This is a genomic window from Planomicrobium sp. YIM 101495, from assembly GCF_009707665.1.
Lineage (GTDB): Bacteria > Bacillota > Bacilli > Bacillales_A > Planococcaceae > Planococcus.
In genome coordinates this window covers 1-25,520 of record NZ_WLZW01000003.1, presented here as the reverse complement: position 1 = coordinate 25,520, position 25,520 = coordinate 1, and the positions used below count along the sequence as shown (strand labels likewise).

The window sequence follows — 25,520 nt, the reverse complement described above, 5'->3', positions numbered from 1 at the left end:
CTTACACCTCCTCGATTTGCTGGCGGAGGAATTGTTCCTGGTACCAGGCTTTTTCTTCCAACAATTGTTCGTGCTTGCCTTGTTCGGCAATTTTCCCGTCATCAAGGACGATGATCCAATCCGCGTGCTGGACAGCAGACAATCGATGCGTGGTGATAATCGTCGTCTTGCCTTGCCGCTCCGTTTGGATATTCTTAATGATGTTCGCTTCGGTCTTCGCGTCGACAGCCGACAGCGAGTCATCGAGGATCAGGATTTCCGGATCTTTGATTAGTGCGCGCGCAATGGAGACCCGCTGCTTCTGGCCACCCGAAAGAGAGACTCCTTTCTCGCCGACGAGCGTATCGAGACCGCGCGGCAGCATTTCCAAATCCTTCTCGAACGAAGACAGCCTTAGCGCTTCCTTGATTTCCTTCTCGTCAGCATCGGGTTTACCGAACAGGATGTTCTCCCGGATCGAGCGTGAAAATAGGACGTGATCTTGCGGCACATAGCCGATCCACCCGCGCAGTTCGTCTTTCGATAGATCTGCGAGTTCAATGCCGTTGATCGACAGCGAACCTTGTCCCGCTGGATATTCACGCAGCAGCTGTTTGACGAACGTCGTCTTCCCGCTGCCGGTCGCTCCGACGATGCCGAGCGTCTGACCGCTCTTCAACGCCATCTTGATATTCGCCAAATTGGCGTTGTCCGATTGTGGATACTTGAAGTGGAAGTCCTCGAAGCCGATCACTTCCGGGCGGTCCGCACGTTTCGGTGCAACTGTATCCGCCACATCTTCCTTATGGTCCAATGTTTCGTTGACACGGTCGAGCGAAGCATTCCCCCGCTGCAAGATGTTGATCATCTCCCCGATTGCGAACATCGGCCAGACGACCATGCCAAGGTAAACGTTGAATGCGACAAGCTCGCCTAGTGTCAATGTCCCTTGCGACACAAGCACTGCACCGTAGCCGATTCCGATCATGTAACTGACAGAAGTCAATACTTTCGTGACCGGTGCAAATAGCGCATCGATGCGCTCCACCGCCATATTCTTCTTGTAGACGTCTTCAGTCATATCCAAGAAATCCTGTTCCGATGAACGCTCTTGGACGTAAGCGCGAACGACCCGGACACCCCCGACCGATTCCAGGACACTGTCATTCATTCCCCCGAAGGCATCTTGTGCCGCTGTATAGCGGGCATGGATACGCTTGCCGAGTGCCTGGACGATCAACGCCAAGATCGGGAGCGGCAACAGCGCAAGCAGCGTCAGCTCCCACGAAACAAGGAAGCCCATCGCGACAATGATCGTCGCCATGTAAAGCGTCGAATCGACCAATGTCAAAATCCCGAAGCCTGCTGTTTCCGAAACAGCCCGCAAGTCATTTGTCGCACGGGCCATCAAGTCGCCCGTTCTGTTCTTCTCATAAAAAGGTGGAGCCATCTTCAAGAAGTGGCTCATCAAACCGGAACGCAACTGCCGTTCCAATAAATAAGCCCCTCCGAACAGCTGGTACTGCCAGACGAAGTTCGTCAAATAGGCGAGTACCATCGCCAGCAGCAGCACACCGATGTATTGCATCATCAAGTCCGACGTCAGCCGGTCTTGTGCAATCGCATCGATCGCTACTCCGATCAACCACGGCGGCACAATCTCCAATAAGTTCGCGACGAAGAGCATCCCGATCGCAAGCGTGTACCGCAGCCAATTGTCTTTGAAAAATCCTCTTAATTTCCATAATACATCAAACATGTTTTACGCCTTCTTTCCCCGAGCCTTTAATGGCAATCCCGCTACCCGCTTCGTGCCGCCTCATAGATTGTAATTCCATTTCCCATCTTCCACATAACCATTCTCCTCTTGTCGTTTTAGTCGAATGACAAGCGCCATTCATTTATTTGGACAGCCAGGCTGTTCAAAACACAAAAAAGCGCACGCCGTTTGATGGGCATACGCTCATGAAATGACAAGGAGACAGACGCCCCCTTTGTTAAAACCGGCTCAATGAATGAAGCCGGGACTGATCGGAAGGCCTGAAGACTGCATGAAATTAGATAAGCTGTTCTTTTGGATCTTCGCCATCTTCAAAACCTCCCTTCCCGAATTATTTAGTACTTCAACACTATCACTGCGCAATTCTCATTGTCAACACTTTTTAGAATTCATCGAACATTACTTATGTTTCTATCATTGTTTATTCGGGTACTTAAAAACTAACAATAATAATGGGAAGTCATTAGAAAAGAGGGTGAAATACATGTATCAAAACCTTGCAGTCGCATATGATGGATCGGAAGGAAGTAAGCTCGCTTTCGAGAAAGCAGCGGAGCTGTTCAACCTGCTGCCAGACGCCAAAATCACCATCATCTATGTGAACGAACAAACGAACGAGAACATCGGGTTCTTAAATAGCGCAGGCTCTACTGTCCCGATTGCCTCACCCATTGCGGATAATACCCGGAATCAACTGATTCCCCCGGATGCCGGTGAATTCGCAGATACCGTCACCGGCCCCGAAGACACCGATATCCATGACCTCTCCAAGCAGATGCATCTTACCATCCAGCAGCGTCTTGACGAAAAAGGGATCCAGGCTTCCGTACTCGCACTCGATGGACCAGCAGTCAAAACCATCACGGCGTTCATCGAAGAACAGCAAATCGACCTGCTGATTATCGGCAATAGCGGCAAATCCGGATTGCAGCGCTTTTTCATCGGTTCCGTCAGCAGACGCCTACTGCAAGAAGCCGATTGCTCGGTTCTTGTCGTCAAATAACAGGAAGTCTAACGACTATCATATTTTTATCGTTACTTATCAATATAACGTGTTTAATGGTTTCATAATTCCCCCATCTGGGTAAAGAAGACTATTCGAAACGACTTGAAACATAGGAAGAAGGGGAAGCACCATGGCCAAACATACTGTCTATTTTTTGTCATCCAAGCAACACCGAAGCCTCATGGCCGAAATCTGGACCCATCAATTAGAGCTTCATGACTGGGATATTAAAAGTGCGGCTTGGGAGAAACCTTCGATTACGGAAACTCCGATTGAAATATTGAAAGAAGTCCTGATCCAATTACCCGATTACGAACCGCGACAATACAACCCGGAAGAAGTGAATAATGCAGATCTCATCGTCGCTCTATATGACGGCGACATTCAGCGGCAATCCGTCCCTCCGGACCTATCGTCCCAACGCGTAATCCACTGGAATATCCAAGATCCCGAACAGCATACGACGGATTCCCCTGACCGATGGGCTGCCTATCAGGAAGTATGCGACGAAATCGCCATGCAAGTGAAAGAGATGGAACCGCTTTTCCGAAGCATTTGAACTCATCCATTCATTCGCAGCTAAAAGAGCCATCAGCATCGCTGATGGCTCTTTTAGCTGTTCTTAGTGGGTCAGGACCGCACGTACAGGACTTCCGTCCGCCCCTGCTATTTTCAGCGGAAGCGCTGTCAGTCCGTACACTCCTTCTGCCACTTTATCAAGTACGATACCTTCCAGAATGTAACGGTGGTTGTCTTTCATCGCGTGGTGCATCGGTAATTCCTTGCTTGTTTCCGGATCGATCGATGGCACATCGACACCGAGCAACGTGATGGCGTGCTCCGACATCCAGCTTGCGATGGCCGGGTCGAACAATGGCCACGCGGACGGAAAAACCGAACGATCTGTCCACGCATTTGTCTTCAAGAGAATCGCCGTCACGCCACTCTTGACTTCCGGCATGTCACTCTCCGTGATTTCCTTCAAGCCGGTTACATCCACTACTTGCGCCGTCGTCAAATAAACGTTCAGCGGCAACTGCTCCACAGTCATGCCATGTTCATCGTAGTGGAATGGGGCATCGATATGTGTCCCGATATGGGTAGAAGCGGTAAGCTGTCCAATGTTGACGGACCCGCTCTGTTCTTTCGTCACTGATAAATGGAAGTCGAATGGTGTGTCTCCCGGCCATTCCGGCGTCTCTGAACGGAGCGGCATCGTAATGTCGATGATTTCCTTCGTCATGCTCACGCCACCACATTTCGTTCGTTGCTGAATTGTTTGTATGTTTCCTCGTCCATGATCCGCTTCAGGCGCATGACCATCTCCTCGACTTCCTTGAAGCTTGTATGGAATGCGACCGGTGCGAGCCGGATAATATCAGGTGCACGGAAATCCGGCACCACTCCTGCCTGTTTGAGTGCCTTGCAGATCCGTGCCGCTTCCGGGTGCGCAAAGGCGATGTGTCCGCCGCGGTCTTCGTCCTTGACCGGCGTCACGTCTTGGAGTTCCGGCAGATGTTCTGCCGCCAGCCCACGCATGAACTTCGTCAGCGCCAATGACTTCTCGCGGATTCGTTCAATTCCCGCTTCCTCGAACAATTCAAGGCTGCCGAAAAGCGGTGCCATGCTGAAAATGTGCGGTGTGCCGATCTGGTAAGCACCTGCCCCTTCCGCTTTCGTGAACGAATGATCCATATCGAATTGCTTTGTCTTGTCCGAGCCGAACCAGCCGGCATTGCCTGGAAGCAGCGTGTGATGGCGCTCATGCAAATACAGCCCGCCCGTACCGCCGGGACCCGAGTTCATATACTTGTAATGGCACCAAACAGCAAAGTCGACACCATCTTCATGGAGCGTATGAGGGATTGCCCCGATCGAATGCGCCAAGTCGAAGCCGACGAGAATACCTTTCTTGTGGGCTGCTTCCGTTATTTCCCGCATCGGCAGCAATTGCCCGCTCCGGTACAGGACCGACGGCAATAAAACGACTGCCACATCACCCTGCAATTGCGCGAGAATATCTTCGAGCATAAGCGTATGGCCGTCACGGCTTGGTACTTTTCTCAGCGCCTCTGCCGGATTCAGTCCACGCAGTCGGAGATGGCTTTCCGTAGCGTAAATATCTGACGGGAAATTCAGTTCATCCATGACGATCACGGAACGTTCCGCAGTCGGTGCGAACACGGTCGACAGCATTTGGTGAATATTCGAAGTGATCGAACCTGTCACCATCACTTCATGCGCTTTCGCCCCGACGATTGGAGCCACCCGAGCACTCAATTCCTCAGCCAGCGTGAACCATGGCCGCTCCCCTTCTGTCCAGCCATCGATTCCGTATATCTTCCAACTCGCCAGCGCTGCTTCGAGTGCTGCTTCCGCCCGTTTGCTCATCAAGCCGAGCGAATTGCCGTCCATATATAATTCGCCAGCCGTCTCGTGAAATTCTTCCTTGAAATGCGCAAGCACATCTGCCGTGTCCATTTGTTCCGCTTTCATCCTGATCCCCTCCATTTGCGATTACAGCTTTTTATAAAAAAGCCGGTTTCCTTTAGCCTACATGGACTGCCGAAAATCCGCAACGGTGAAAAGAAAACAACCAACTCGATCTTTTTTCATGCTATAATAGATATCCGACACCACACGATCGCGAATCGAACGCTATCATATATCGCTTTAAACGAGTAAAAACGGCCTGCAGCAGCGGCCGTTTTTGTGCGTTCAGAAGAGTTGGAGGCAGGAAACAAATTGGACATCTATACAAATTTACGCAGAGGAGAAAAAGGAGCCTGGCTCAGTATCGGTGCATACATTTTCCTCAGTGCCATTAAATTGAGCTTCGGCTATGCCGGGAATTCCGAAGCATTGAAAGCGGACGGGTTGAACAACTTGACCGACATTATCGCTTCCATAGCAGTCCTCGTCGGCTTGCGCATTTCCCAAAAGCCGCCGGATGAGAATCACCACTACGGCCACTTGCGTGCAGAAACGATTGCATCACTCGTCGCTTCATTCATCATGGCTGCTATCGGACTGCAAGTCATCTTCACGGCTGTCCGCAACCTCTTCGGTCCACCCGCTGACACACCAGAAGGCTATACAGTCTGGATTGCGTTGTTCAGTGCCGTCGTCATGTACGGCGTCTACCGCTTCAACCGGAAGCTCGCCGCGGAAATCAATAGCTCAGCTGTCAAAGCCGCTGCTTACGACAACCGTGCCGATGCGCTTGTCTCGGTAGGAGCTGGGATCGGGATTATCGCTTCAATTCTCGGCGCCCCGATCATCGATGTGATCACTGCACTCGCAGTCGGCTGCTTGATCATCTTCGCGGCCATCACGATTTTCAAGGAAGCAGTGCTGACATTGACAGACGGATTCGACGAAGGCGAAGTTGAGGCGATGTATACCATCATCGAGAATGTACCAGGCGTCATCGACATGCGCGACTTCAAAGGACGGCATCACGGCAACGTCATCTTCATCGACTTGACGATCTCGGTCGCTCCCTACTTGAATGTCATCGAAAGCCATTGGATCACCGAAGAAATCGAAAGAAAAATCAACAAAGTGAAACCGAACTGTGTCATACTCGTACATATAGAACCTGATTATTCTTCCAAGTCAGAAATTTAGTCATCCAGAAGGGGAACATGACGATGTATGATTTTATCGACCAGAAAAAAGTGGTGATGGTGACATTTGCCGTCATCTTGGCCATCAGCGCATTGATTGCACCGGCTGCCTTGTTCTACCCGATCAAGGCGATGTTCATCACGCCGCTCGCAACGCACATCGGCACAAATTTCATCTCACTCATCACCGGTGGCGTCGGCCTTTTGCTGATCGCCGCTGCACTCATCGTGCTCGTCGTGATCGATAGCAAAGCGAAACGATACAGCTTAGCTGCAGTCCTCGTCGTCGTCGGTGTGCTCGGCACCGCATTGTCGCTATCCGATTATTATTATATGACGAGCGAGAAATTCGTCTATAACGGGCCGTGGGAATTTACCGAGCATACGTACACATGGGATGACTTCGACCGAATCGAAGAACACGTCGCGATGGAAGGCGGCACACGCAAGACCCAGGCAATCGCACTGTTCACGAAAGACGGGAACGAAATCAAGATGTCCACAGGTACCATCTTCTTGATGGCCGGGTCGCTTACCGGCTATATCGAGCAGGCAGGCGGGACGTCTGAACGCGTCGTAGTCGACGATGAAGCAAGTGAATAACAAAAACGGGACTGTGTCGATGTGACATAGTCCCGTTTTTTCATTTCATCAAAGACCTGCAAAAATTGCAGCAGCCCGCTTCCTTTAGTTTTCATCCGAAGTATCATCTTGTTTATCTTCCATGTCATCTTCGAATTCATCATCTGTTCCTTCATCAGGGTTCTGGTCGAGGTCCGTCTCGCCGTCCTCGTCGTTCACTTCCGGAGCAGGCCCTTCATCACCGCCGTCTTCAAAGTCCGCGCCTGGGTCCTCGAATTCGAGCTGATCATCTTCCCCGCCACAAGCAGCAAGCATCCCGACAGATAATATCGTTGCCGCACCAAGTTTCAACCATTTCTGTTGGCTCATTTTCGTTCCTCCTCCCTGACCGGGGCCAATTTCGTTGCTAGTCTGCTATACCCGTTCAGAAAGAGGCGAAAACAACAAGACGGAAGATGCGCTCTTTCATCCTATCGCTGGTCCGACTCCGTCAGCCCGTGCTTGACGGCATAGAGCGCCGCCTGCGTCCGGTCCTGGACACCAAGCTTCGAAAAAATATTGGAGATGTGTGTCTTCACGGTTTTTTCCGTGACGAACAGGGCCGATGCGATTTCACGGTTGCTCTGGCCTTTCGTCAATTCCGCCAACACTTCCTGCTCCCGCGGCGTCAGCGGATGAACGGTATGCGGCGCCGGTTCCGCCGGTCCTTTCAGCAGCTCCGACGAAGCTTTCGGATGCAGCGGCTGCTCCCCGCGCAAAAGATCGTGCAACACTTCGACCAATTCATCCGGTTCGATGTCTTTCAGCTGGTAACCTGCTGCCCCCGCCTCAATCGCTGGGATGACATGGTCCCGGTCCGAAAAGCTTGTCAAGATGAGAACGATGATTTCCGGGAACTGCTCTTTGATCCTCTTCGTCGCCTGGATACCGTCCATTTCCGGCATGACGAGATCCATCAAGACGATATCCGGCCGGAGCGTTGCTGCAAGCTCCACCGCTTCCTTACCATTCACCGCTTCTCCTACGACTTCGATGCCTTCCTGTGTTTTCAGGAAGAACAACAACCCGCGCCTTACTACATGATGATCATCCGCAATCAAGACCCTCATCTTGCCATCCCCTTTCAATACGGAATCCGTACGAGTATTTCCGTGCCTTTGCCGATGCCGCTCGACCACTCGGCCATTCCGCCTTCCGCTTCGGCGCGGTCACGCATGCCCTGCAGTCCCATCGATGGAAGGGCCAGCCGTTCACCCGCAGCGAATCCACGGCCTTCGTCCTTGATGACCATCAAGACATCTTTCGAACGAGCCGATATATACAATTCCGCATCTTTCACGCCGGCATGCTTGCGGATATTGTTGAGCGCTTCCTGTGCGATCCGGAACAAGGCTTCCTCGATCCGTGAAGGCAACTGGATGACGCCGGTCACTTTGACGTCGAGCGACAGCCCGAGCATATCGCCGTATCCTTTGATCGCTTCGACAATACCGCTTTCAAGCCCCTTCGGCCGAAGCTGCCAGATGAGCGCGCGCATTTCATGCAGTGCTTCCTGCGTCAAATGCTGGATCTCCCGGAACGTGTCCTGCATTTCCTCATCCTTCGTCATCTCTACACCGCCCCGTGCTGTGAGCGTCACCGAGAACAGCAATTGGTTGACCGAATCGTGCAGATCTCGTGCCAGCCGGTTCCGTTCCCCGACAAGTGCAAGCTCCTGTTCCTGCTTGGTCAAGCCGATGCGTTTGATCGCGGAACCGATCTGGAACGCGGCTGATTCGAGCAAGGCAAGATCGTCTTTCGAAAAACGGGAAGTCTCAGGCGCTGCGATATTCAGCAGTCCGAATCGTTCTTCCCCGGACTGCAGCGGAACGGTCGCATGATGCGTAATCGTTCCACCGGACGCCACGCGGACTTCTCCTGCATTTTCGATGCGCTGGCAGGCGATGATGTTCGATGCTTTCTCCAGATCACCTTTAATGTAGCGACGGACACACCAGCAGCCACCTTCCTTCAGGTGGGCGCAGCCGTTTGAATCGAGCGCGCCCGGAAGCCCTGCATGTGCGACGAGCCGGTGCTTCCCTTCTTCGTTGATGAAGAAAATCCACGCCGTCTCGAATGACGTACCGGCAAGCAGCTTCCGGATTGCTCCGTTCAGCATCCCTTCCATATCCGTTTCTTCATTCAAAAGCTCGGCGATTTCCTTGAGCAGCGCCACAGTCGAATGTTCAGCCATCATGCTTTCCACCTCATTGTTTTAAGATTACCCGAAATCCACGCAGGATTCCTCCACCTTTCGAATGAAAAAACTCCCTGCATCGAGGGAGTTTTCTTTGTCAGCGTCCGTCCACTTCCGCGACGAATGCTTCTTTCAAAAATTCAAGACGCTCGGAACTTTCCTGTTCGCCTGAAGCCGTCACGCCGAAATAATATTTCACTTTCGGTTCAGTGCCGCTCGGACGCACACAAATCCATGAGCCATCTTCCAGGAAGAACTTCAGGACGTTCGACTGCGGCAACGTGATTTTCTCATCTGTGCCGAGGTCGACGAAGCGACGGGTCTGGCTGTCGTAATCCTCGATTGTCTTCACCGGAATGCCGGCAATTTCCTGGAACGGGCGCATGCGCAAATCTTCAAGCAACCGGTTGATTTCACGCGCACCTTCGACACCTTTTTTTGTGACAGAGACAAGCGATTCGCGGTACCAGCCGTGACGCGCATACAATTCGTGCAAGACATCAAGTAACGTCTTGCCTTGCGTCCGGTAAAAGGCAGCGGCTTCGACGAGCAGCAAAGTAATCTGCACGGCATCTTTGTCACGCGCAAAATCACGTGCCAAGTAGCCGTAGCTTTCTTCGTAGCCGAACAGGAACGTAAATTCCCGGTTCACATCATTCAGTTTCAACTTCTCACCGATGAATTTAAATCCGGTCAGGACATCTTCACAATCCACCCCGTAAGACTCCGCGATGACGCGGCCAAATTCAGACGTCACAATCGTCTTAAAGATGCGGCCATCCGCAGGCAATTCGCCTTTTTCCTTCTTCTGGCTCAGCAAATATTCGATCAGGAGTGCACCGGTCTGGTTGCCTGACAATAATTTGTAATGCTCTCCGTCACGTACCGCAATCCCTGCACGGTCGCCGTCCGGATCGACTGCAATCAGAAGGTCCGCCTCCGTCTTCTGGCCATACACTTCAGCCAGTTCAAACGCACCCGCTTCTTCCGGGTTCGGTGAAGTGACCGTCGGGAATTCACCGTCCGGCTGCATCTGCTCGGGGACGTATGTAACATCGTGATAGCCCGCTTCTTCAAGCAGACGCTTCACCGTTGCACCCGATGCGCCGTGGAGCGGTGTGAATACCGCTTTGACCGGATGTGCCAGCTGCTCACGAACTGTCAATGCCTGTTCGATATACGCCGCATCCAGACGTTCACCAACTGTGACGAGCAATTCCGGGTCGTAGCCTTCATTCCGGATCGCCAATTCGTTTTCGACGCGGCCGACAAAATCGATCACTTCGTCCGCATCTTCCAGATTCAGTTGTGCGCCGTCTTCCCCGTACACTTTGTAGCCGTTGTATTCCGGCGGGTTATGGCTTGCCGTCACGACCACGCCCATGAACGCATGCAAGTAACGCACGCTGAACGATAATTGAGGCGTCGTGCGCGGTGCATCGTAAAGATACGTATGAATGCCGTTCGCTGCGAACGTCTGCGCCGCCTCCCGAGCGAATTCCGGCGACATGCGCCGGCTGTCATACGCGATGACGATGCCGCGGCTCTTCGCTTCCGCTCCTTTGCTTGCGATATAGTCTGCAATGCCTTGCGATGCTTTACGCACCGTGTAAATGTTCATGCGGTTCGTTCCGGGACCGATCTCCCCGCGCATGCCGCCCGTCCCGAACGTCAAGTCTTGGTAAAACGCGTCTTCCGCAAGCTTCTCATCATCCTGCAGCGTTGCGAGTGCCGCTTTCGTATCTTCATCCAGCTCTTCATGTGCGAGCCATTTCTTAATTCGTTCCTGCCATGTCATCGGGCATCCCTCCAATGATTTCAGTTTACCAAAAATATAGGGAAAAAACCGCTCTTGATGGAGAGTTGATATGGCCTTCCGCTAACCATGACAATCTTTCGAAATTGAATTCAGCAAAAAACGAAGCTCCATACGCAGTAAATCGTGCGCGGGGCTTCATTCGTCTTCCAGCAAAATGATTCTATTTTCAAACTCATGACAGCCTTTTCCCTCGAACAACTTCATTTTTTGCCCTCCGTGAAAATCCTCAGAAACAGCAGCTCTTCCGTCTTCAAATTCACTGACTGTTCAAGGATTTTCGCTCCCAGGAAAAGTCACAATGTCATGCCACTGAAATGACATGAAAAAGTTAAGCATTCTTATTCTTGTGTTTCAGAGACTAATGCTTTTAATCGGCTTACACTGCCAATTTCGAATAGCTTTTCTCTAAAAGAAATAAATTCATCGGCAGCTTGGAGAATTTGAGCAATTAAAATTTCTTCATTAACAATGTTTGTCGTTTCTTTATAAATTTCGTAAAGACTCTCCTCTTTAAAATTCAATGGATTTCTTTTTACTTTAAATAAAATCAGGTTCTCTGGATTTGTAATGATTTTTTTAATGCTCCATTCATGGTTATTCATCGCCATAAAGCGCTTCCCAAAACCTGTTTTTTTATAATCCAAAGCCATTTCCAGAATACCAATCCACATTAAATCAATATCATCCCAGTCCATAAAGTCAGTCATTGCCGTATCCAGTGACTTAATAATTACTACACCATCCAATTTATGACCCTTGTGCCTTTTCAATTGCCTGTTGGCATTCTGATATGACAGGGGATCATTTAATGAAATAAAGTAGTCTGAGGCATTTTCTTTATTAAAACAGAAAGAATCCAAAGCTTTCTGTTCAATATAAGTGTTTATAACGAGCATAGATTTTCCTTCTCCTTTGTATTTCTGGCCAAAGAGTTTCCACACAATTAATCCTGATACTCCTGTAACACGAATCCTCAAAGAACGTCTAAGAATAATAAGAGGTGAGTTGCCATGAAAAGATTCCTGTATTTTTGCTTATTCTTATTTGTTTTAGCGATTACACCTGCCTGCACAGTTGCGCAGTCCACTGATTCCCTGGAAGAAGAATCTTCTTTCGGTGACTTTCCAAACGAATGGACCAGTGAACAAAATTCGATTGTATTATCGAGTAATCCGACTGCTTATACTGCCCTTGTAAATGAAATCATCATTGAAATCGAAAATAGAGGTTCCGAAACGATCTCGTTCAGTCATATCGATTATGTGGAAAAAATGATCGACGGCCAATGGTACCGGGTTCCTTATGTCGAAGGGACGGACTCGATTGATATTGAACTTGTCGTAAAGCCAGGGAATACAGAAGTTTATAAGCTGGAAACCGATTTCTTCGATTATGACTTCACTGCCGGCTCATACCGGATCGTCAAACCGTTTTCTTTTAACAATAACAGTACTGAGGTAATGCTTGCGGTGGAGTTTGAAGTTGAAAGCAATAAAAAATGACGTAGAAAACCGGTTGATTTTCCACGTCATTTTTTATTCATTCAAATAGGCACATCCAAATCATCCTTCGCCGTTTCCAGAAACTCATTGTAACGTTCGAATGTATTTCTTAGATCTGTAATGGCCTGCTCACGTTCTTCAGGACTTGATGCATCGGTGTAACGCTGGATAATATGAGAGTACGCTGATTTCGCGTCATTATAGGAACCATAATATTCTTCCTTTATCTTTTGCTCTACGTGCACTCCGCCGCCGCTATAATTGAAGAAATCAGCAAATCTTGAATTTAATTGCACGAGCTGCTCATTTCTTTCTTCCTCGCTTAATCGTTCCGCCTCCTCATGAAATTCTAAAAAAGCGACTACAGGTTCCCTCAACTGCGCCATATCCGAATAGACCAGACTGCGGTAATCACGAATAGTCTGGTGCTGCTGATAGATGCCGACCAGCAATCCAACCATGATCAGACCAGTAAGAATTAACAATAATTTCTTCATAACCGCACCCCTTTTTTACGAAATATTCCTTCATTTTATATTAACATCATTTTATATTTGTGGATAGAGAGATATTCCCGATATATCCGTTTTCTAAAGCGGCATTCCTTTTCTTCCCGCTCCATTAAGCGCACAAAAAAAGATCTCTTCCCTGACTCCATCAAGGAAGAGATCATCTGTATTCTTTCAATCATAAGAACTGCTTTCGAAGGATCAATCTTTCTTATACTCAATCCGGTAAACATCATGCCGGCGGTCCTTCAATTGCTTGACCGTGCCGTCCTGGCGCTGGCGGCGGAGAATCTCGAGGTCGACGTCGCCGATCAGCACCATTTCCAGGTTGGCGTTCGTTTCGCCGACGATGCCGTCACGGGCGAATTCGAAATCGCTCGGTGCGAAGATGCCGGACTGGGCGTACTGGATGTCCATGTTTTCCGTCTGCGGCAAGTTGCCGACCGTGCCGGAGATGACGGTGTAGATCTGGTTTTCCACGGCACGCGCCTGTGCGCAGTAACGGACGCGCAGGTAGCCTTGGCGGTCTTCCGTACAGAACGGCGAGAAGATGATGTTCGCGCCCATATCCGTCGCGATGCGCGCGAGTTCCGGGAATTCGATGTCGTAGCAGATCTGGATGGCAATCTTGCCGCAGTCCGTATCGAATACGCGCACGGAATCCCCTGCCGAAATGCCCCACCATTTGCGCTCGTTCGGCGTGATGTGGATCTTGTACTGTTTGTCGATCGATCCGTCGCGGCGGAACAGGTACGCAATGTTGTAGATTTCGTCGTCTTCTTCCTTGACAAAATGCGAGCCGCCGATGATGTTGACGTTGTACCGTACGGCAAGGTCTGTGAACAGTTCGATGTACTGCGGCGTGTACTCCGTCAGTTTCCGCACGGCTTTGCTTGGTGACGGTTCGTTCAGGAACGACATCAATTGCGTCGTGAAAATTTCCGGGAACACGACAAAGTCCGAATGGGCATCGGAGGCCACGTCGACGAAATACTCGACCTGATTTGCGAGGTCATCGAACGATTCGATCGCCCGCATCAAATATTGGACAACACAAATACGCACCGGCAGGCTCGTCTTAAAGTGGCGCTTCGAGACCGGTTTGTAGTCGATGTTATTCCATTCCATGAGCGTCGCGTATTTGCCTGACGCCTTATCATCCGGCAAGTAATTCGGATTGATGCGCATCAGTTGGAAGCCGTTCATCAGCTGGAACGTCAAGACAGGATCGTAAATCTTGTGGCGGGATACTGCGTCGACGTATTCGCGCGGCGACATTTCCTCCGCATGCTTATGGTAGTTCGGGATCCGTCCCCCGATGATGATCGATTTCACATTCAGCTCACGCGCTAGTTCTTTGCGCGCTTCGTACAGGCGCTGGCCGACTTTCATCCGGCGGTATTCAGGGTGCACCATCACTTCGATGCCGTACATGTTATAGCCATCTTGGTTATGATTCGTAATGTAGCCGCCGTCCGTTACGTCATCCCATGTATGGCGGTCGTCGTACTCATCGAAGTTGATGAGCAGACTGGAGCAGGAGCCGATCACTTTATTATCAAGCTCTGCCACGAGCTGCCCTTGCGGAAAGACGCCCAGATGGCTTCTTAATTGTTCTTCTTCCCAAGGCTCCATCCCCGGAAAACACAGTTGCTGCATTTCCAGAATCGGGCCGATATCGGAATAATTCATCTCTCGGATGATCATGCTTTTCTCAAAATCAGCTAAATCGAATGGCTCTGCCATGTGGACTCACTCCTTCACAAAAGGTTCAAATTTCATTATAACGGATATCCTGATAGGTTAATAATGTTTTACTTCACTTCTCCTTAGCATTATAATGCAATGGAGGTTACCATGAGAAAGGATCGGTCCGATGAAAAAGCTTCAGGAAAATCTTCTGCTCGTCATGTGGACAGTTTCAGTTGTCGCAACGGCAGGCTCATTATACTTTTCAGAAGTGCGCGGCTTCATCCCGTGTGAACTGTGCTGGATCCAGCGCATCTTCATGTACCCACTCGTTTTGATCATCGGCATCGCCATCGCGCAGAAGAATGCGCGGATCTATACGACTACACTTGTGTTCTCTCTGATCGGTGCCAGTATTTCACTTTATCATTACGGCATCCAGAAGCTCAAGTTCTTGTCTGATTCGGCCCCTTCTTGCGGACAAGTGCCATGCACAGGCGAGTACATCAACGTTTTCGGCTTTATCACGATTCCATTTCTTGCTTTGACGGCGTTTTTGATGATTGCCGGACTGAGTTTGTATTTGCGGAAATCGATTAAGGAGGAACAGTAATATGAAAAAAATGATCGGGATTGCAGCGGTCATCGTTGCGATTTTCGCATTGATCATCGTTTTGACCAACATGTCCAACAAAGAAAAACTTGCGAACAATCCTTACGATACAGACGATCTGGATCCAGCGACAATCGACCAACTGGATGATGAAAACTACCAGAACATCGTCCTGCCGGAAGAATTGAACGAACAGATTGAGAGCGGAGAAGCGACAACGGTCTACTTCTTCTCCCCGACTTGCCAGTACTGCCAGCAGACAACACCGGTCCTGATGCCGGTCGCTGATGACATGGACGTCGATGTGCTCCAGTACAACTTGCTTGAATATGACCAAGGCTGGCAGCAATACTTCATCGAAGCGACACCGACATTGATCCATTTCGAAAACGGCGAGGAAGTTTCACGCTGGGTCGGCGCACAGCCGAAAGAGAACATCGAAGAATTTTTCAATGAAGTCGTTTTGAAATAACAGAAAGGCCGTGTGATGCACGGCCTTTTCCTATGGGAGGAAATTTTTATGCATTGGTTTTATGAATTACAGGAACAAATGACGGTCGAGGAATTGCTGCGGGAGGAATGGGGTCTCGGCAAAAAGATTGTGCATGAACTGCGGATGGCCAAAGGCGTCACACACGATGAAGCGCCTGTAGCAGACTGGAAAGCGACATTGCCGAAAGGGACGGTTCTCCGTTTCGACTGGCCGGACTCGGATTCCCCTTATACGGCAGATGCTGACACGGCAATCACGGTCCTGTTCGAAGACGAGCATTTCCTGATCGCCCGCAAACCGAAAGGCATGAACACCCATCCGAATGAACCCGGCGAAACCGGCACATTCATCAATGCCGTCATCGGCTATTTGGTGGAAAACGGGCATTCCTACGGCGAGCACATCCACCGTCTTGACCAAGGCACATCAGGCCTCGTCATCGTCGCCAAGCACCCCGCTGCGAAGAACATCGCCGACCGTATGTTAGAAAAGAAACTGATCTCGCGGAACTACGAAGCGATCGTGAATGGCTCCGTGCGTCCGGCAGAAGGTGTCATCGATGAACCGATCGGTAACGACCGTCACCATGCCACGCGTCGCCGCGTTTCACCGAACGGGCAAGCAGCGGTCACCCATTACCGGACAATCCGGAAAGAAAACAACGGGAATACGCGCTTGCATTTAACACTCGAAACCGGGCGCACGCACCAGATCCGCGTCCACCTGGCCCATATCGGCAATCCGATTGTCGGAGATGAACTGTACGGGGCCGAACCGGAAATGGACGGCACGTATGCACTGCATGCGTACCGCGTTTCTTTCGTCCACCCGTTCACGCATGCGAAAGTGGTTGTGGAAGATCCGATTCAATTGTAAGAGAGGTGCGGAGAAGTCGCTCTGGGGTGCGAAAAATCAGCCGCGAGGTGCGAAACTTTCGCAACGAGGTGCGTTCAGCATAAAAATCAAACAAAAAGGAAGCCCGCGATTGCAGGCTTCCTTTTGAATGCATTATTTCAAATCATCCGGATTGGACCCCGAGCGCCAGTCCTGGTTGAGGCTGTCGATTTGTTTCATGTCTTCCGCCGTCAACGAGAAATCGTAGACACCGGCGTTTTCCTGGATCCGCTCGGGCTTCACCGATTTCGGAATGACGATGAGGTCGCTCTGCAGGTGCCAGCGGATGACGACTTGTGCGGTCGTCTTGCCGTATTTTGCGGCGATTTCCGTCAAGGCGTCTTCCCCGAGCAGACGGCCGCGTGCAAGAGGCGACCAGGATGTGATCGCGATGTCTTCTTTTGCACAGAACGCACGCAGCGGTTCCTGCGTCAATTGCGGATGCAACTCGATCTGGTTGACCATCGGCTTGATATTCGCTTTCGCAAGAAGCCGCTCCAGATGGTGTTCATGGTGATTGGAAACACCGGTTGCGCGGATGAGCTTCTCGTCGTAAAGACGCTCGATTGCGCGGTATGTCTCTTCGAATTTGCCTGGCACCGGCCAGTGCGTTAAATAAAGGTCGAGGTAATCGAAGCCGAGCCGCTCTAGCGATGCTTCGAACGCACGCAGTGTCTCATCGTACCCTTGCTCGGAATTCCATACTTTCGATGTGATGAACAAGTCTTCGCGTTTTTTCGAAGAAGCGCGGACCGCTTCCCCCACTTCGCGCTCGTTCTCGTAGATCGCGGCCGTATCGATCGCCGGATAGCCGTGATCGATTGCCGCCGCCATCGCGGCAAGTGCCTCGTCGCGGTTCTTCATCTTGAATACGCCCAGGCCGAAGCGCGGCATTTCCACACCGTTATGTAATGTTTTTGTTGAAGTCAATGTCAAATCCATGGTCATTCCTCCCTTTCCGCTTATTTTACTCCTTCATTCATCAAGGCGCAAAAAAAACCGCCCAAAAGGCGGTTTTAGACGCGGCCGTGACGATCAGCCATCGCTGCTGTAATGATTAATACTGCAGCCGTCACCAAATGCATTGCCCATCCGAGAAGCGGAATCCACGCAAGTGCACTTGTCACAAGGCCGAGGATCGAACCGGATTTCGGCGAGTATTCACGGAAAGCGAAAAACAGTGTAATCGCGTGAAGTACGAACATGACGCCTAGGACGGAATAACCCGTACTTAAGACGACCGAGCCCCCGATGACCGGAATCGCAAGAAATGCTTCAGCCAAGCCGGTAATCCACATGAGCGCTACTGAAATCTTCATTTTCATCTAGCTCACCCTTTCTTTGATTTCATCTTACCTATAATACGGCCGCAACCGCAAATGGTTTCACTTTTGCACCGAATTTCTTTCGTTTCACACATCCGACAGAAATTCTCCATAATTGAATCCCCGACAACAGTTTTCATTTCGAATGAAATGAGCTATACTGAATAAAGATGTAATTCACAAGGAGGATATCAATTATGAATTTGATCCTTATTCTGGGTATTTGCGTATCATTCCTAGTCGCGATCTTCACTGCAGGCTATGACGACAAACCAGGTACAATCGACAAGAAATAATAAAAAAAGACACGACCGACGTCAGCTTCTGACAGTTCGGTCGTGTTTTTTAATTTCACAAGGTGCCCTGACTTATTCCAGACCCGGAAAGCCTTGCTGGCGCAGCGCTTCAAACATCAAGATTGCCGCTGTGTTCGACAAGTTGAGTGAGCGGATGTGCTCATTCATCGGAATGCGCAGGCACCGCTCCGGATTGTTCGCGACCAGTTCGTCCGGCAGACCTGTCGTCTCCCTTCCGAACACGAAGAAATGATCTTTCTCCTGTTCCGAGAAATCGAAATCACTGTACGTCTTCTTGCCGAACTTCGTAATATAATAAAATTCGCCGTCTTCGTAACGCGCGAACAGTTCATCCAAGCCGTCGTAGTAATGGATATCGACGTGCTCCCAGTAGTCGAGGCCTGCCCGCTTCAACATCTTATCATCCGTTGAGAAGCCAAGCGGCCGGATCAAGTGCAGCTTGACGCCGGTTCCTGCGCAAGAGCGCGCGATGTTCCCTGTGTTCGCCGGGATGAGCGGCTGGTAAAGTACGATGTGTATAGCCAAAATGATTCACTTATCCTTTCTGCAGTTCCGTATAGAATGCCAATCCTTTTTCGATTTCTTCTCTTACCTCTCCATCGGCCTCCACTTCCAGTCGCTCCGTCAGCGCTGCGAACCCTTCCGCTGTGCCGATCTTCCCGACAGCCCAAGCAGCGGTCCCTCGGATCATCGGACGCTCATCCTGTTCCATGAGTGCAATGAGCGCCGGCACTGCCGACTCTTCCTTGAAGTGGGCGAGCGCCAAGATGGCATTGCGCTGGATCGGCTTCTTCCCGCGCCATGAACCTGCCATCGCACCAAACCGCTCCTTGAATTCCCGGTTGGATATGGTCAGGAGCGGCTCAAGCAGCGGCTTCGCCAGCTCCGGATCCGGTTGGAATTCCGGATGGATCTGATTCGTTTTCCGCTTGTTTTTCGGGCAGACCGTCTGGCACGTATCACAGCCGTACAGCCGGTTGCCGATCACTGTCCGAAACTCATCCGGCAAGAACCCTTTCGTCTGCGTCAAAAAAGAAATACAGCGCTGGGCGTTCAACTGGCCGCCTTCGACGATAGCCCCGGTCGGACATGTATCGATGCATAGACGGCAATCCCCGCACTGGTCTTCCATCGGTTCATCCAGACGGAATGGGATGTTCGTGATCATTTCGCCCAAGTAAACGTAAGAACCGAACTCCGGCGTGATGATATTCGTATTCTTCGCACTCCAGCCGATGCCGGCACGTTCCGCGACAGCACGGTCCGACAGTTCTCCTGTATCGACCATCGAGCGCATGCGAGCATCCGGATAATGCGCCGCGATGTATGCTTCGAGCTGCATCAGCCGTTCACGCAGTGCCGAGTGGTAATCCTGCCCCCACGAAGAACGGGAAAAGATGCCCCGGCGCGCTCCCCGCACCCCGCGCGGCGCGTCATCCATCTTGGACGGGTAGGCGATCGCAATCGAGATGATCGACACCGCTTCTTCCAATAACAGCTCCGGATGCGTCCGCTTCTCGATGTCCGGCTCTTCAAAGCCCGACTGGTAATTCAGCTGTTGCTGGCGGATGAGCTGATGCTTTAAGCTGAAGAAAGGCTCTGCCGAAGCAAAGCCGATTTTATCAATTCCGATCGTGGCGGCATAGGCGACAAGATCCTTTTGAAATTGATCGAGGTTCATAATAAAACTCCTGTCTTTCAAATATGATATGCTAAGGAAAATGAGATTCACGAAAGGACGATCGGCATGAATATTTCAATCGATCCGAAAATCAAAGAAATCCTTCCAGACTTCAAAATCGGTATTATCCATTATAGCACGATTACGGTTTCCCCTTCACCACAAATGCTGCAAGGAAGACTCCAGCTTTTCCAGGAGCAGCTCTACTTCGACCTGCTAGATAAACAAGTAACCGACTTCCCAGGCCTCCTAGAATGGCGCATGGCGTGGAAAGCGCTCGGCGGTGACCCGAGCCGTTACCGTCCTTCCGCAGAAGCGCTCTATCGCCGGATCGGCAAACAGCAGTACATCCACCCGGTCCATTCCGGTGCCGACTTGAACAACTTCCTGTCGCTGCAATACGAAATCCCGCTCGGTCTTTATGACACTGACCGGATCGACGGCGAAGTCACGATCGCCATCGGTACAGCAGACGACACATTCGAAGGACTGAATAACCGGACGAACACGCCGCACAACCTGCTCGTCTCCAAGGACGCGCAAGGCGTTTTCGGCAGTCCGTATGTTGATTCCAAACGGACCGCGGTGACAGAAGACACCGTCAACGCGCTGCACATCTTCTACTTGCGCCCGTCGATGAACCGTGACACCGCGATTGAGATGCTGACAGCCGCATCCAATATGTTCACCGGCATCCACGGTGGCAATGCTGATTTTTATGTTCTTTGACCTGTATGCCTGTCGCTCCCGTGCGGCAGGCATCTTCTTTTCCTTTTTCCGCTGGATGAAGTAAGCTTTTCTTACTATCGATGAAAAAGGTGCATACTGTGAAAAAACTGACGAGCGATATCATCGCATTCAAAGGAAGCCACTACGACTTCGGCTATCACCAAGGCCAGCTGCTGAAAGACTCTCCTCTGCTCCCGAACCGCGAAAGACAGCGGCAAGCGCTGAAAAAAGAGCTGCTGGTCGACGAAACAACGGCACAAGAGATCCTGCAAGCTTTCGCACCGCGGATCCGGGAGGAAATCATCGGGCTTGCCGATGCACTCCAATGGTCCATGAAAGACGCTATCCGCGACTTCGGCGGCTATTACTTGGAGTATGTGCGAAGCGGCTGCTCGATCCTTACAAGTCCAAGCTTCATGGTGCGCAATTACGACAGTGCACCGCAAGGCTATGAAGGGCGATTCGTGCTTTACGCCCCTTCCGACGGCGGTCTCGCCACGATCGGGCCGACGATGCAGATCACCGGACGCACTGACGGCATGAATGAAAAAGGACTCACGATGGGTTACAACTTCATCAACCGGCGGAATTCCGCGGACGGCTTCATCTGCAACATGGTCGGCCGCCTGCTGCTCGAGAACTGCGCCACTATCGAAGAAGCCATCGACTTGTTGAAAGAGCTTCCGCACCGCCGCTCCTTCAGCTACGTCTTGAGCGATGCGACCGGCACGAACGTCGTCGCTGAAGTGTCACCACGGGAAGTCATCGTCCGCCAGGCATCCGTTTCGACGAACCACTTTACCCACTTGACGCAGGAAAACCGCTACCAGACCGACGACTCGGTCAGACGCGAACATGTCCTGCTTTCCCGAAAAGACAACTTAAGCGGTGTATACGAGGCATTCCGTCTTTTGAATGACTCAGATGGCGATATCTTTTCGACGAAGTACAGCACGGCTTCAGGGACGTTGCACACAAGCTTGTACCTCCCCGAGACACTTCAGGCAGGAATCGCACTCGGACCTGACCGTGACCCGTTCATCGTCGACTTTGGCCGCTGGATCGACGGGCAACCATTCCACGCTAAGCGGATCAACGGCTGGATCGATACGAAATTCCCATTTCCACACATGATTGAACATTGAAAGAGGTGCCCACATACGGGCACCTCTTTTTTACGTATGTATCCGGTCCAAATAACCGAAGCCGAGCGTCGTCTCGATTTTCCCGTCAAAGGACGTACGCGCCTCTGTTTGCCCCGCCACCCAATCGGCGAAGTCGAAAATGACCGGCTCCGCATTTCCGCCAATGGCAATCCACGCTTCTTGCTTCTCCGGTATATAAGCGGATGTATGGATCGTCCCGGCCCAGCTTCTGTAATCATCCGCAAAGACGCCGCGCGCCGGATCGTTGAACAAGCGGTATGCGTTGTTCAAATCGTCCAAGTCTGCCGGCTGCGAACGGATCGCGTCTAGCCGGCTGAATGAATCCTTCAAGTAATGGCGGTTCTCGTCTTCCTGCACTTCGAAGTGGTTCGTACAAGCGCCTGCCTCCCGGACGATCGTCTTGCGCGGTGTCGCTTCGATGATGCAGCTCTTCCCGCTCGCATCCATCACGACGTAGCTGAACGAACCTCGGTGTGGGATATTCGCCACTAGCTCCACTGCCTCCCCTACTGTCGCACACGTCTCTAAGATAATCCGGCCGATCAAGTAACAGACGAACCCTTTCCCAGGATTCTTGCGGTGGATGAAATTATAGCCCATCGCAAGCCCCTGGTCGTTCATCCCGTCCATCCGGCCAACAATGCGCTGCGATGGCCCGATCGTCGCGTAGCCGCCATCAGACGGCTCATAAAGCATGTAGCGACCCTCATACGTCTGCGGATGGAAATCATAATTCCGCAGCAAGAACCCATCCCCGGTCAAAATTGAGCAGCCTGATCTGTCTGGTGTAATGCGATAGCCCCCGAAATCACGCAGCACTTCATCCATCGGCAAATCAAGCGCATCCCGCAGCCCTTCAAGCTCTTCCCAAATCTTCGGTGCATATTGTAAGAACGCCGCTTTTGCATCCGCCACATCGATTTCAAAGCGCGGACGTTTCGTCTTCCACTGCTTGCGTCTGTTTTCAAGCGTCAATGTACCGCGCAGCTGATCCCCTTGCCAGTAGCCGAAATCGTAGTGGCTCCCGCGGAACTGCATGACTCTGCTTTCAATCTCTCTCATCTCTTCTCCCCCCTATTGCCGTCATTATAACAAACTTGCACAAGGAGACGTAAGAAATAGTTTTCTGACAATAACTTTTGCATAGAAAAAAAGAGCTGCATAATGCAGCTCTTCCTCACACATGATACCGGCGGTCGGGGTCGAACCGACACTCCCAGAGGGAACGGAATTTTGAGTCCCGCGCGTCTGCCAATTCCGCCACGCCGGCTTAATTGAATTGGACAAGATTTATTCTACCATAGTTTTTATTCATTACACAACTACTTTTTTAAAAATAAATCAAAATTAATTTCCCCGGCCGATCATAGCCGAATACTCTACTTAATCACACCTCCGGACAAAGGCGCTCGGACAGCTTGAAAGCCTGCAATGATGGTATAGATCAAGAGGAATGAAGCAATCCGCAAACGCACAGAAGTGCTCACACCCGTCCGGGACGGCGAATACTTATTCAAGCGTACACCACGCAAGAACGAAGCGGAAATCGACTTCCTGCGCGAATAACCGAAAAAAGCCGGAAGAATCCACGATGGGTCCTCCCGGCTTTCCTATTTCCTTGTTTTACGGAAAACAAAAACACCTTCCGCAAATGCAGAAGGTGTTTGTTCATCGCTTGGCATTGCGATGCGTTTGATACCGGCGGTCGGGGTCGAACCGACACTCCCAGAGGGAACGGAATTTTGAGTCCCGCGCGTCTGCCAATTCCGCCACGCCGGCAAAATAGTATGGAGGCGGCAACCGGATTTGAACCGGTGATAAGGGTGTTGCAGACCCATGCCTTACCACTTGGCTATGCCGCCAAAATTTGGAGCGGAAGACGGGGGTCGAACCCGCGACCTCCACCTTGGCAAGGTGGCGTTCTACCACTGAACTACTTCCGCAAAAGAAAAAGCTGGGGTACCTGGATTCGAACCAGGGCATGACGGGATCAAAACCCGTTGCCTTACCGCTTGGCTATACCCCAATAATATGGATGGGGCGGACGAGGGGAATTGAACCCCCGAGTGCCGGAATCACAATCCGGTGCGTTAACCACTTCGCCACGACCGCCACGCTATTATTTATATAAGTACATTCGATTAAAAAGAAAAATGGGGCGGACGAGGGGAATTGAACCCCCGAGTGCCGGAATCACAATCCGGTGCGTTAACCACTTCGCCACGACCGCCATCATTAAATTAAAAAAATTGGCAGGGGCAGTAGGAATCGAACCCACATCGGAGGTTTTGGAGACCTCTGTTCTACCGTTAAACTATGCCCCTATAAAACTGGTGGTGGGGGGCAGATTCGAACTGCCGAACCCGAAGGAGCGGATTTACAGTCCGCCGCGTTTAGCCACTTCGCTACCCCACCAAAAAATGGTGCCGGAGAAAGGACTTGAACCCTCAACCTACTGATTACAAGTCAGTTGCTCTACCAGTTGAGCTACTCCGGCGATATAAAAAAATATGGTGGGTCAGGACGGAATCGAACCGCCGACACTTAGAGCTTCAATCTAATGCTCTACCAACTGAGCTACTGACCCACATTTTAAAGAATAAATGGCGGTCCCGACCGGGATCGAACCGGCGATCTCCTGCGTGACAGGCAGGCATGTTAACCGCTACACCACGGGACCTATTTGGTTGCGGGGGCAGGATTTGAACCTGCGACCTCCGGGTTATGAGCCCGACGAGCTACCACTGCTCTACCCCGCGATAATGTTATTAAATCTGTCTTGCCATACTCTTAGTATCTCGGAGACTGACACCTGCATCGGCTTCGCCTGCTTCGGTGTTAATCGCTGTCTTCTTCCAGCGATTTGCTCTACCCCGCGATAATACTATTAGAAGTGAATGGTGGAGGATGACGGGATCGAACCGCCGACCCTCTGCTTGTAAGGCAGATGCTCTCCCAGCTGAGCTAATCCTCCGAAATGGTGACCCCTACGGGATTCGAACCCGTGTTACCGCCGTGAAAGGGCGGTGTCTTAACCGCTTGACCAAGGGGCCTTAATTTTTACAGCTGCGTATCTATGGCGGAGAGCAAGGGATTCGAACCCTTGAGACGGTTGCCCGCCTACATGATTTCCAATCATGCTCCTTCGGCCACTCGGACAGCTCTCCAAAAAAATGGCTCCGAAGGTAGGACTCGAACCTACGACCATCGCATTAACAGTGCGGTGCTCTACCACTGAGCTACTTCGGAATAATGATCAGCCTGGCGATGTCCTACTCTCACAGGGGGAAACCCCCAACTACCATCGGCGCAAAAGAGCTTAACTTCCGTGTTCGAGATGGGAACGGGTGTGGCCTCTTTGCCATCATTACCAGACTAATATTATTTGAAAGACAAGTTTTATTATACCAATTCCCAGCGGGAATACAAGGCTTTTTTAAAACTTTTGTTTGTTCTTTCAAAACTGGATAAAGCGGACATTGATTGATTGGTTAAAGCATATTGGTTAAGTCCTCGATCGATTAGTATTCGTCAGCTGCACGTGTCGCCACGCTTCCACCTCGAACCTATC

25 protein-coding genes, 17 tRNA genes and 1 rRNA gene are annotated in these 25,520 nt (G+C 51.0%); 10 read left to right on the top strand and 33 right to left on the bottom strand.

Going from position 1 to position 25,520, the window contains the following annotated elements; translation table 11 throughout:
• Position 1 precedes the first annotated feature (1 nt).
• Complete coding sequence (locus tag GIW82_RS11335) at positions 2–1,738, bottom strand: ABC transporter ATP-binding protein (RefSeq protein ID WP_154750062.1); 1,737 nt, start codon at positions 1,736–1,738, stop codon at positions 2–4.
• Between the two features lie 505 nt (positions 1,739–2,243).
• Here GIW82_RS11335 and GIW82_RS11330 point away from each other — a divergent pair.
• Positions 2,244–2,762, top strand: a complete 519-nt coding sequence (locus GIW82_RS11330) for a universal stress protein (RefSeq protein WP_154750061.1) — start codon at positions 2,244–2,246, stop codon at positions 2,760–2,762.
• A 133-nt stretch (positions 2,763–2,895) separates the two neighbouring features.
• Positions 2,896–3,324: an arsenate reductase/protein-tyrosine-phosphatase family protein gene (locus GIW82_RS11325; protein WP_154750060.1), complete on the top strand. Its 429-nt coding sequence runs from the start codon at positions 2,896–2,898 to the stop codon at positions 3,322–3,324.
• A 63-nt stretch (positions 3,325–3,387) separates the two neighbouring features.
• Here the strand turns inward: GIW82_RS11325 and kynB are convergent, their stop codons facing one another.
• Both kynB and kynU read right to left on the bottom strand, forming a co-directional pair.
• Positions 3,388–4,008 carry an arylformamidase gene (kynB, locus tag GIW82_RS11320; RefSeq protein ID WP_154750059.1) on the bottom strand — a complete coding sequence of 207 codons (621 nt, stop codon included), beginning with the start codon at positions 4,006–4,008 and terminating at the stop codon, positions 3,388–3,390.
• Positions 4,009–4,010: 2 nt separating this feature from the next.
• The gene (kynU, locus tag GIW82_RS11315; protein WP_230309377.1) at positions 4,011–5,261 is read right to left on the bottom strand and encodes a kynureninase; all 1,251 of its coding nucleotides are present in this window, start codon (positions 5,259–5,261) and stop codon (positions 4,011–4,013) included.
• A 249-nt stretch (positions 5,262–5,510) separates the two neighbouring features.
• Between kynU and GIW82_RS11310 the strand changes: the two genes are divergently transcribed.
• Together GIW82_RS11310 and GIW82_RS11305 are read left to right on the top strand one after the other, a co-directional pair.
• Positions 5,511–6,395 (top strand): cation diffusion facilitator family transporter, encoded by an 885-nt coding sequence (locus GIW82_RS11310; RefSeq protein ID WP_154750057.1) that lies wholly within the window; start codon positions 5,511–5,513, stop codon positions 6,393–6,395.
• A 17-nt stretch (positions 6,396–6,412) separates the two neighbouring features.
• Positions 6,413–6,997: a hypothetical protein gene (locus GIW82_RS11305; protein ID WP_154750056.1), complete on the top strand. Its 585-nt coding sequence runs from the start codon at positions 6,413–6,415 to the stop codon at positions 6,995–6,997.
• A gap of 84 nt (positions 6,998–7,081) precedes the next feature.
• Here GIW82_RS11305 and GIW82_RS11300 read toward each other — a convergent pair whose 3' ends face one another.
• The 5 genes from GIW82_RS11300 to GIW82_RS11280 all read right to left on the bottom strand — a co-directional run bounded on the left by GIW82_RS11300 (position 7,082) and on the right by GIW82_RS11280 (position 11,927).
• Positions 7,082–7,345, bottom strand: a complete 264-nt coding sequence (locus GIW82_RS11300; RefSeq protein WP_154750055.1) for a DNA primase — start codon at positions 7,343–7,345, stop codon at positions 7,082–7,084.
• A 101-nt stretch (positions 7,346–7,446) separates the two neighbouring features.
• A complete protein-coding gene (locus GIW82_RS11295) occupies positions 7,447–8,085 on the bottom strand; it encodes a response regulator (RefSeq protein ID WP_154750054.1) in 639 nt (212 codons plus the stop codon).
• A 14-nt stretch (positions 8,086–8,099) separates the two neighbouring features.
• Positions 8,100–9,209 (bottom strand): GAF domain-containing sensor histidine kinase, encoded by a 1,110-nt coding sequence (locus GIW82_RS11290; RefSeq protein WP_154750248.1) that lies wholly within the window; start codon positions 9,207–9,209, stop codon positions 8,100–8,102.
• Between the two features lie 100 nt (positions 9,210–9,309).
• A complete protein-coding gene (locus GIW82_RS11285; protein WP_154750053.1) occupies positions 9,310–11,010 on the bottom strand; it encodes a phospho-sugar mutase in 1,701 nt (566 codons plus the stop codon).
• 359 nt (positions 11,011–11,369) lie between these two features.
• On the bottom strand, positions 11,370–11,927 hold the full coding sequence (locus tag GIW82_RS11280; RefSeq protein ID WP_154750052.1) for a hypothetical protein: 558 nt from the start codon (positions 11,925–11,927) through the stop codon (positions 11,370–11,372).
• A gap of 114 nt (positions 11,928–12,041) precedes the next feature.
• On the opposite strand from GIW82_RS11280, the gene GIW82_RS11275 reads away from it, so the two are divergent.
• Positions 12,042–12,533, top strand: a complete 492-nt coding sequence (locus tag GIW82_RS11275) for an immunoglobulin-like domain-containing protein (protein WP_154750051.1) — start codon at positions 12,042–12,044, stop codon at positions 12,531–12,533.
• A gap of 41 nt (positions 12,534–12,574) precedes the next feature.
• Here GIW82_RS11275 and GIW82_RS11270 read toward each other — a convergent pair whose 3' ends face one another.
• Together GIW82_RS11270 and GIW82_RS11265 are read right to left on the bottom strand one after the other, a co-directional pair.
• Complete coding sequence (locus tag GIW82_RS11270) at positions 12,575–13,030, bottom strand: hypothetical protein (protein ID WP_154750050.1); 456 nt, start codon at positions 13,028–13,030, stop codon at positions 12,575–12,577.
• A 213-nt stretch (positions 13,031–13,243) separates the two neighbouring features.
• The gene (locus tag GIW82_RS11265; protein WP_154750049.1) at positions 13,244–14,788 is read right to left on the bottom strand and encodes a carbon-nitrogen hydrolase family protein; all 1,545 of its coding nucleotides are present in this window, start codon (positions 14,786–14,788) and stop codon (positions 13,244–13,246) included.
• 130 nt (positions 14,789–14,918) lie between these two features.
• Here GIW82_RS11265 and GIW82_RS11260 point away from each other — a divergent pair, with 130 nt between their 5' ends.
• From GIW82_RS11260 to GIW82_RS11250, 3 genes are read left to right on the top strand one after another with little or no spacing between them, the layout of a single operon-like run.
• Positions 14,919–15,344 (top strand): disulfide oxidoreductase, encoded by a 426-nt coding sequence (locus GIW82_RS11260; RefSeq protein WP_154750048.1) that lies wholly within the window; start codon positions 14,919–14,921, stop codon positions 15,342–15,344.
• Position 15,345: 1 nt separating this feature from the next.
• On the top strand, positions 15,346–15,816 hold the full coding sequence (locus tag GIW82_RS11255; RefSeq protein WP_154750047.1) for a thioredoxin family protein: 471 nt from the start codon (positions 15,346–15,348) through the stop codon (positions 15,814–15,816).
• Positions 15,817–15,864: 48 nt separating this feature from the next.
• Complete coding sequence (locus GIW82_RS11250) at positions 15,865–16,713, top strand: RluA family pseudouridine synthase (RefSeq protein WP_154750046.1); 849 nt, start codon at positions 15,865–15,867, stop codon at positions 16,711–16,713.
• 132 nt (positions 16,714–16,845) lie between these two features.
• On the opposite strand, the gene GIW82_RS11245 is transcribed toward GIW82_RS11250, so the two are convergent.
• From GIW82_RS11245 to queG, 4 genes are all read right to left on the bottom strand, one after another.
• Positions 16,846–17,673, bottom strand: coding sequence for an aldo/keto reductase (locus GIW82_RS11245; RefSeq protein WP_154750045.1), 828 nt, complete (start codon positions 17,671–17,673; stop codon positions 16,846–16,848).
• A 74-nt stretch (positions 17,674–17,747) separates the two neighbouring features.
• Complete coding sequence (locus GIW82_RS11240; protein ID WP_154750247.1) at positions 17,748–18,050, bottom strand: hypothetical protein; 303 nt, start codon at positions 18,048–18,050, stop codon at positions 17,748–17,750.
• Between the two features lie 374 nt (positions 18,051–18,424).
• Positions 18,425–18,898 (bottom strand): tRNA (uridine(34)/cytosine(34)/5-carboxymethylaminomethyluridine(34)-2'-O)-methyltransferase TrmL, encoded by a 474-nt coding sequence (gene trmL / locus GIW82_RS11235; protein WP_154750044.1) that lies wholly within the window; start codon positions 18,896–18,898, stop codon positions 18,425–18,427.
• A gap of 10 nt (positions 18,899–18,908) precedes the next feature.
• Positions 18,909–20,054, bottom strand: a complete 1,146-nt coding sequence (gene queG / locus GIW82_RS11230) for a tRNA epoxyqueuosine(34) reductase QueG (protein WP_154750043.1) — start codon at positions 20,052–20,054, stop codon at positions 18,909–18,911.
• 66 nt (positions 20,055–20,120) lie between these two features.
• Between queG and GIW82_RS11225 the strand changes: the two genes are divergently transcribed.
• Together GIW82_RS11225 and GIW82_RS11220 are read left to right on the top strand one after the other, a co-directional pair.
• A complete protein-coding gene (locus tag GIW82_RS11225) occupies positions 20,121–20,783 on the top strand; it encodes a B3/B4 domain-containing protein (protein WP_154750042.1) in 663 nt (220 codons plus the stop codon).
• 98 nt (positions 20,784–20,881) lie between these two features.
• Complete coding sequence (locus GIW82_RS11220) at positions 20,882–21,928, top strand: C45 family autoproteolytic acyltransferase/hydrolase (protein WP_370456212.1); 1,047 nt, start codon at positions 20,882–20,884, stop codon at positions 21,926–21,928.
• Positions 21,929–21,958: 30 nt separating this feature from the next.
• Here the strand turns inward: GIW82_RS11220 and GIW82_RS11215 are convergent, their stop codons facing one another.
• From GIW82_RS11215 to rrf, 19 genes are all read right to left on the bottom strand, one after another.
• Positions 21,959–23,011 carry a C45 family autoproteolytic acyltransferase/hydrolase gene (locus GIW82_RS11215; protein ID WP_154750040.1) on the bottom strand — a complete coding sequence of 351 codons (1,053 nt, stop codon included), beginning with the start codon at positions 23,009–23,011 and terminating at the stop codon, positions 21,959–21,961.
• Positions 23,012–23,136: 125 nt separating this feature from the next.
• Positions 23,137–23,219, bottom strand: a tRNA-Leu gene (locus tag GIW82_RS11210).
• A 426-nt stretch (positions 23,220–23,645) separates the two neighbouring features.
• Positions 23,646–23,728, bottom strand: a tRNA-Leu gene (locus GIW82_RS11205).
• A 9-nt stretch (positions 23,729–23,737) separates the two neighbouring features.
• Positions 23,738–23,811 (bottom strand) — tRNA-Cys (locus GIW82_RS11200).
• 6 nt (positions 23,812–23,817) lie between these two features.
• A tRNA-Gly gene (locus GIW82_RS11195) sits at positions 23,818–23,892 on the bottom strand.
• A gap of 11 nt (positions 23,893–23,903) precedes the next feature.
• Positions 23,904–23,975, bottom strand: a tRNA-Gln gene (locus tag GIW82_RS11190).
• A 10-nt stretch (positions 23,976–23,985) separates the two neighbouring features.
• Positions 23,986–24,061, bottom strand: a tRNA-His gene (locus GIW82_RS11185).
• 42 nt (positions 24,062–24,103) lie between these two features.
• Positions 24,104–24,179 (bottom strand) — tRNA-His (locus GIW82_RS11180).
• Positions 24,180–24,199: 20 nt separating this feature from the next.
• Positions 24,200–24,273, bottom strand: a tRNA-Trp gene (locus tag GIW82_RS11175).
• A 7-nt stretch (positions 24,274–24,280) separates the two neighbouring features.
• A tRNA-Tyr gene (locus GIW82_RS11170) sits at positions 24,281–24,364 on the bottom strand.
• 6 nt (positions 24,365–24,370) lie between these two features.
• A tRNA-Thr gene (locus GIW82_RS11165) sits at positions 24,371–24,446 on the bottom strand.
• Positions 24,447–24,460: 14 nt separating this feature from the next.
• A tRNA-Phe gene (locus GIW82_RS11160) sits at positions 24,461–24,536 on the bottom strand.
• A 17-nt stretch (positions 24,537–24,553) separates the two neighbouring features.
• Positions 24,554–24,629, bottom strand: a tRNA-Asp gene (locus GIW82_RS11155).
• Positions 24,630–24,633: 4 nt separating this feature from the next.
• Positions 24,634–24,708, bottom strand: a tRNA-Met gene (locus GIW82_RS11150).
• Positions 24,709–24,847: 139 nt separating this feature from the next.
• Positions 24,848–24,923, bottom strand: a tRNA-Val gene (locus GIW82_RS11145).
• Positions 24,924–24,927: 4 nt separating this feature from the next.
• Positions 24,928–25,002, bottom strand: a tRNA-Glu gene (locus tag GIW82_RS11140).
• A 24-nt stretch (positions 25,003–25,026) separates the two neighbouring features.
• A tRNA-Ser gene (locus GIW82_RS11135) sits at positions 25,027–25,116 on the bottom strand.
• Between the two features lie 7 nt (positions 25,117–25,123).
• A tRNA-Asn gene (locus tag GIW82_RS11130) sits at positions 25,124–25,198 on the bottom strand.
• A 10-nt stretch (positions 25,199–25,208) separates the two neighbouring features.
• Positions 25,209–25,324: ribosomal RNA gene (gene rrf, locus GIW82_RS11125) — 5S ribosomal RNA — on the bottom strand.
• Positions 25,325–25,520: the final 196 nt, after the last annotated feature.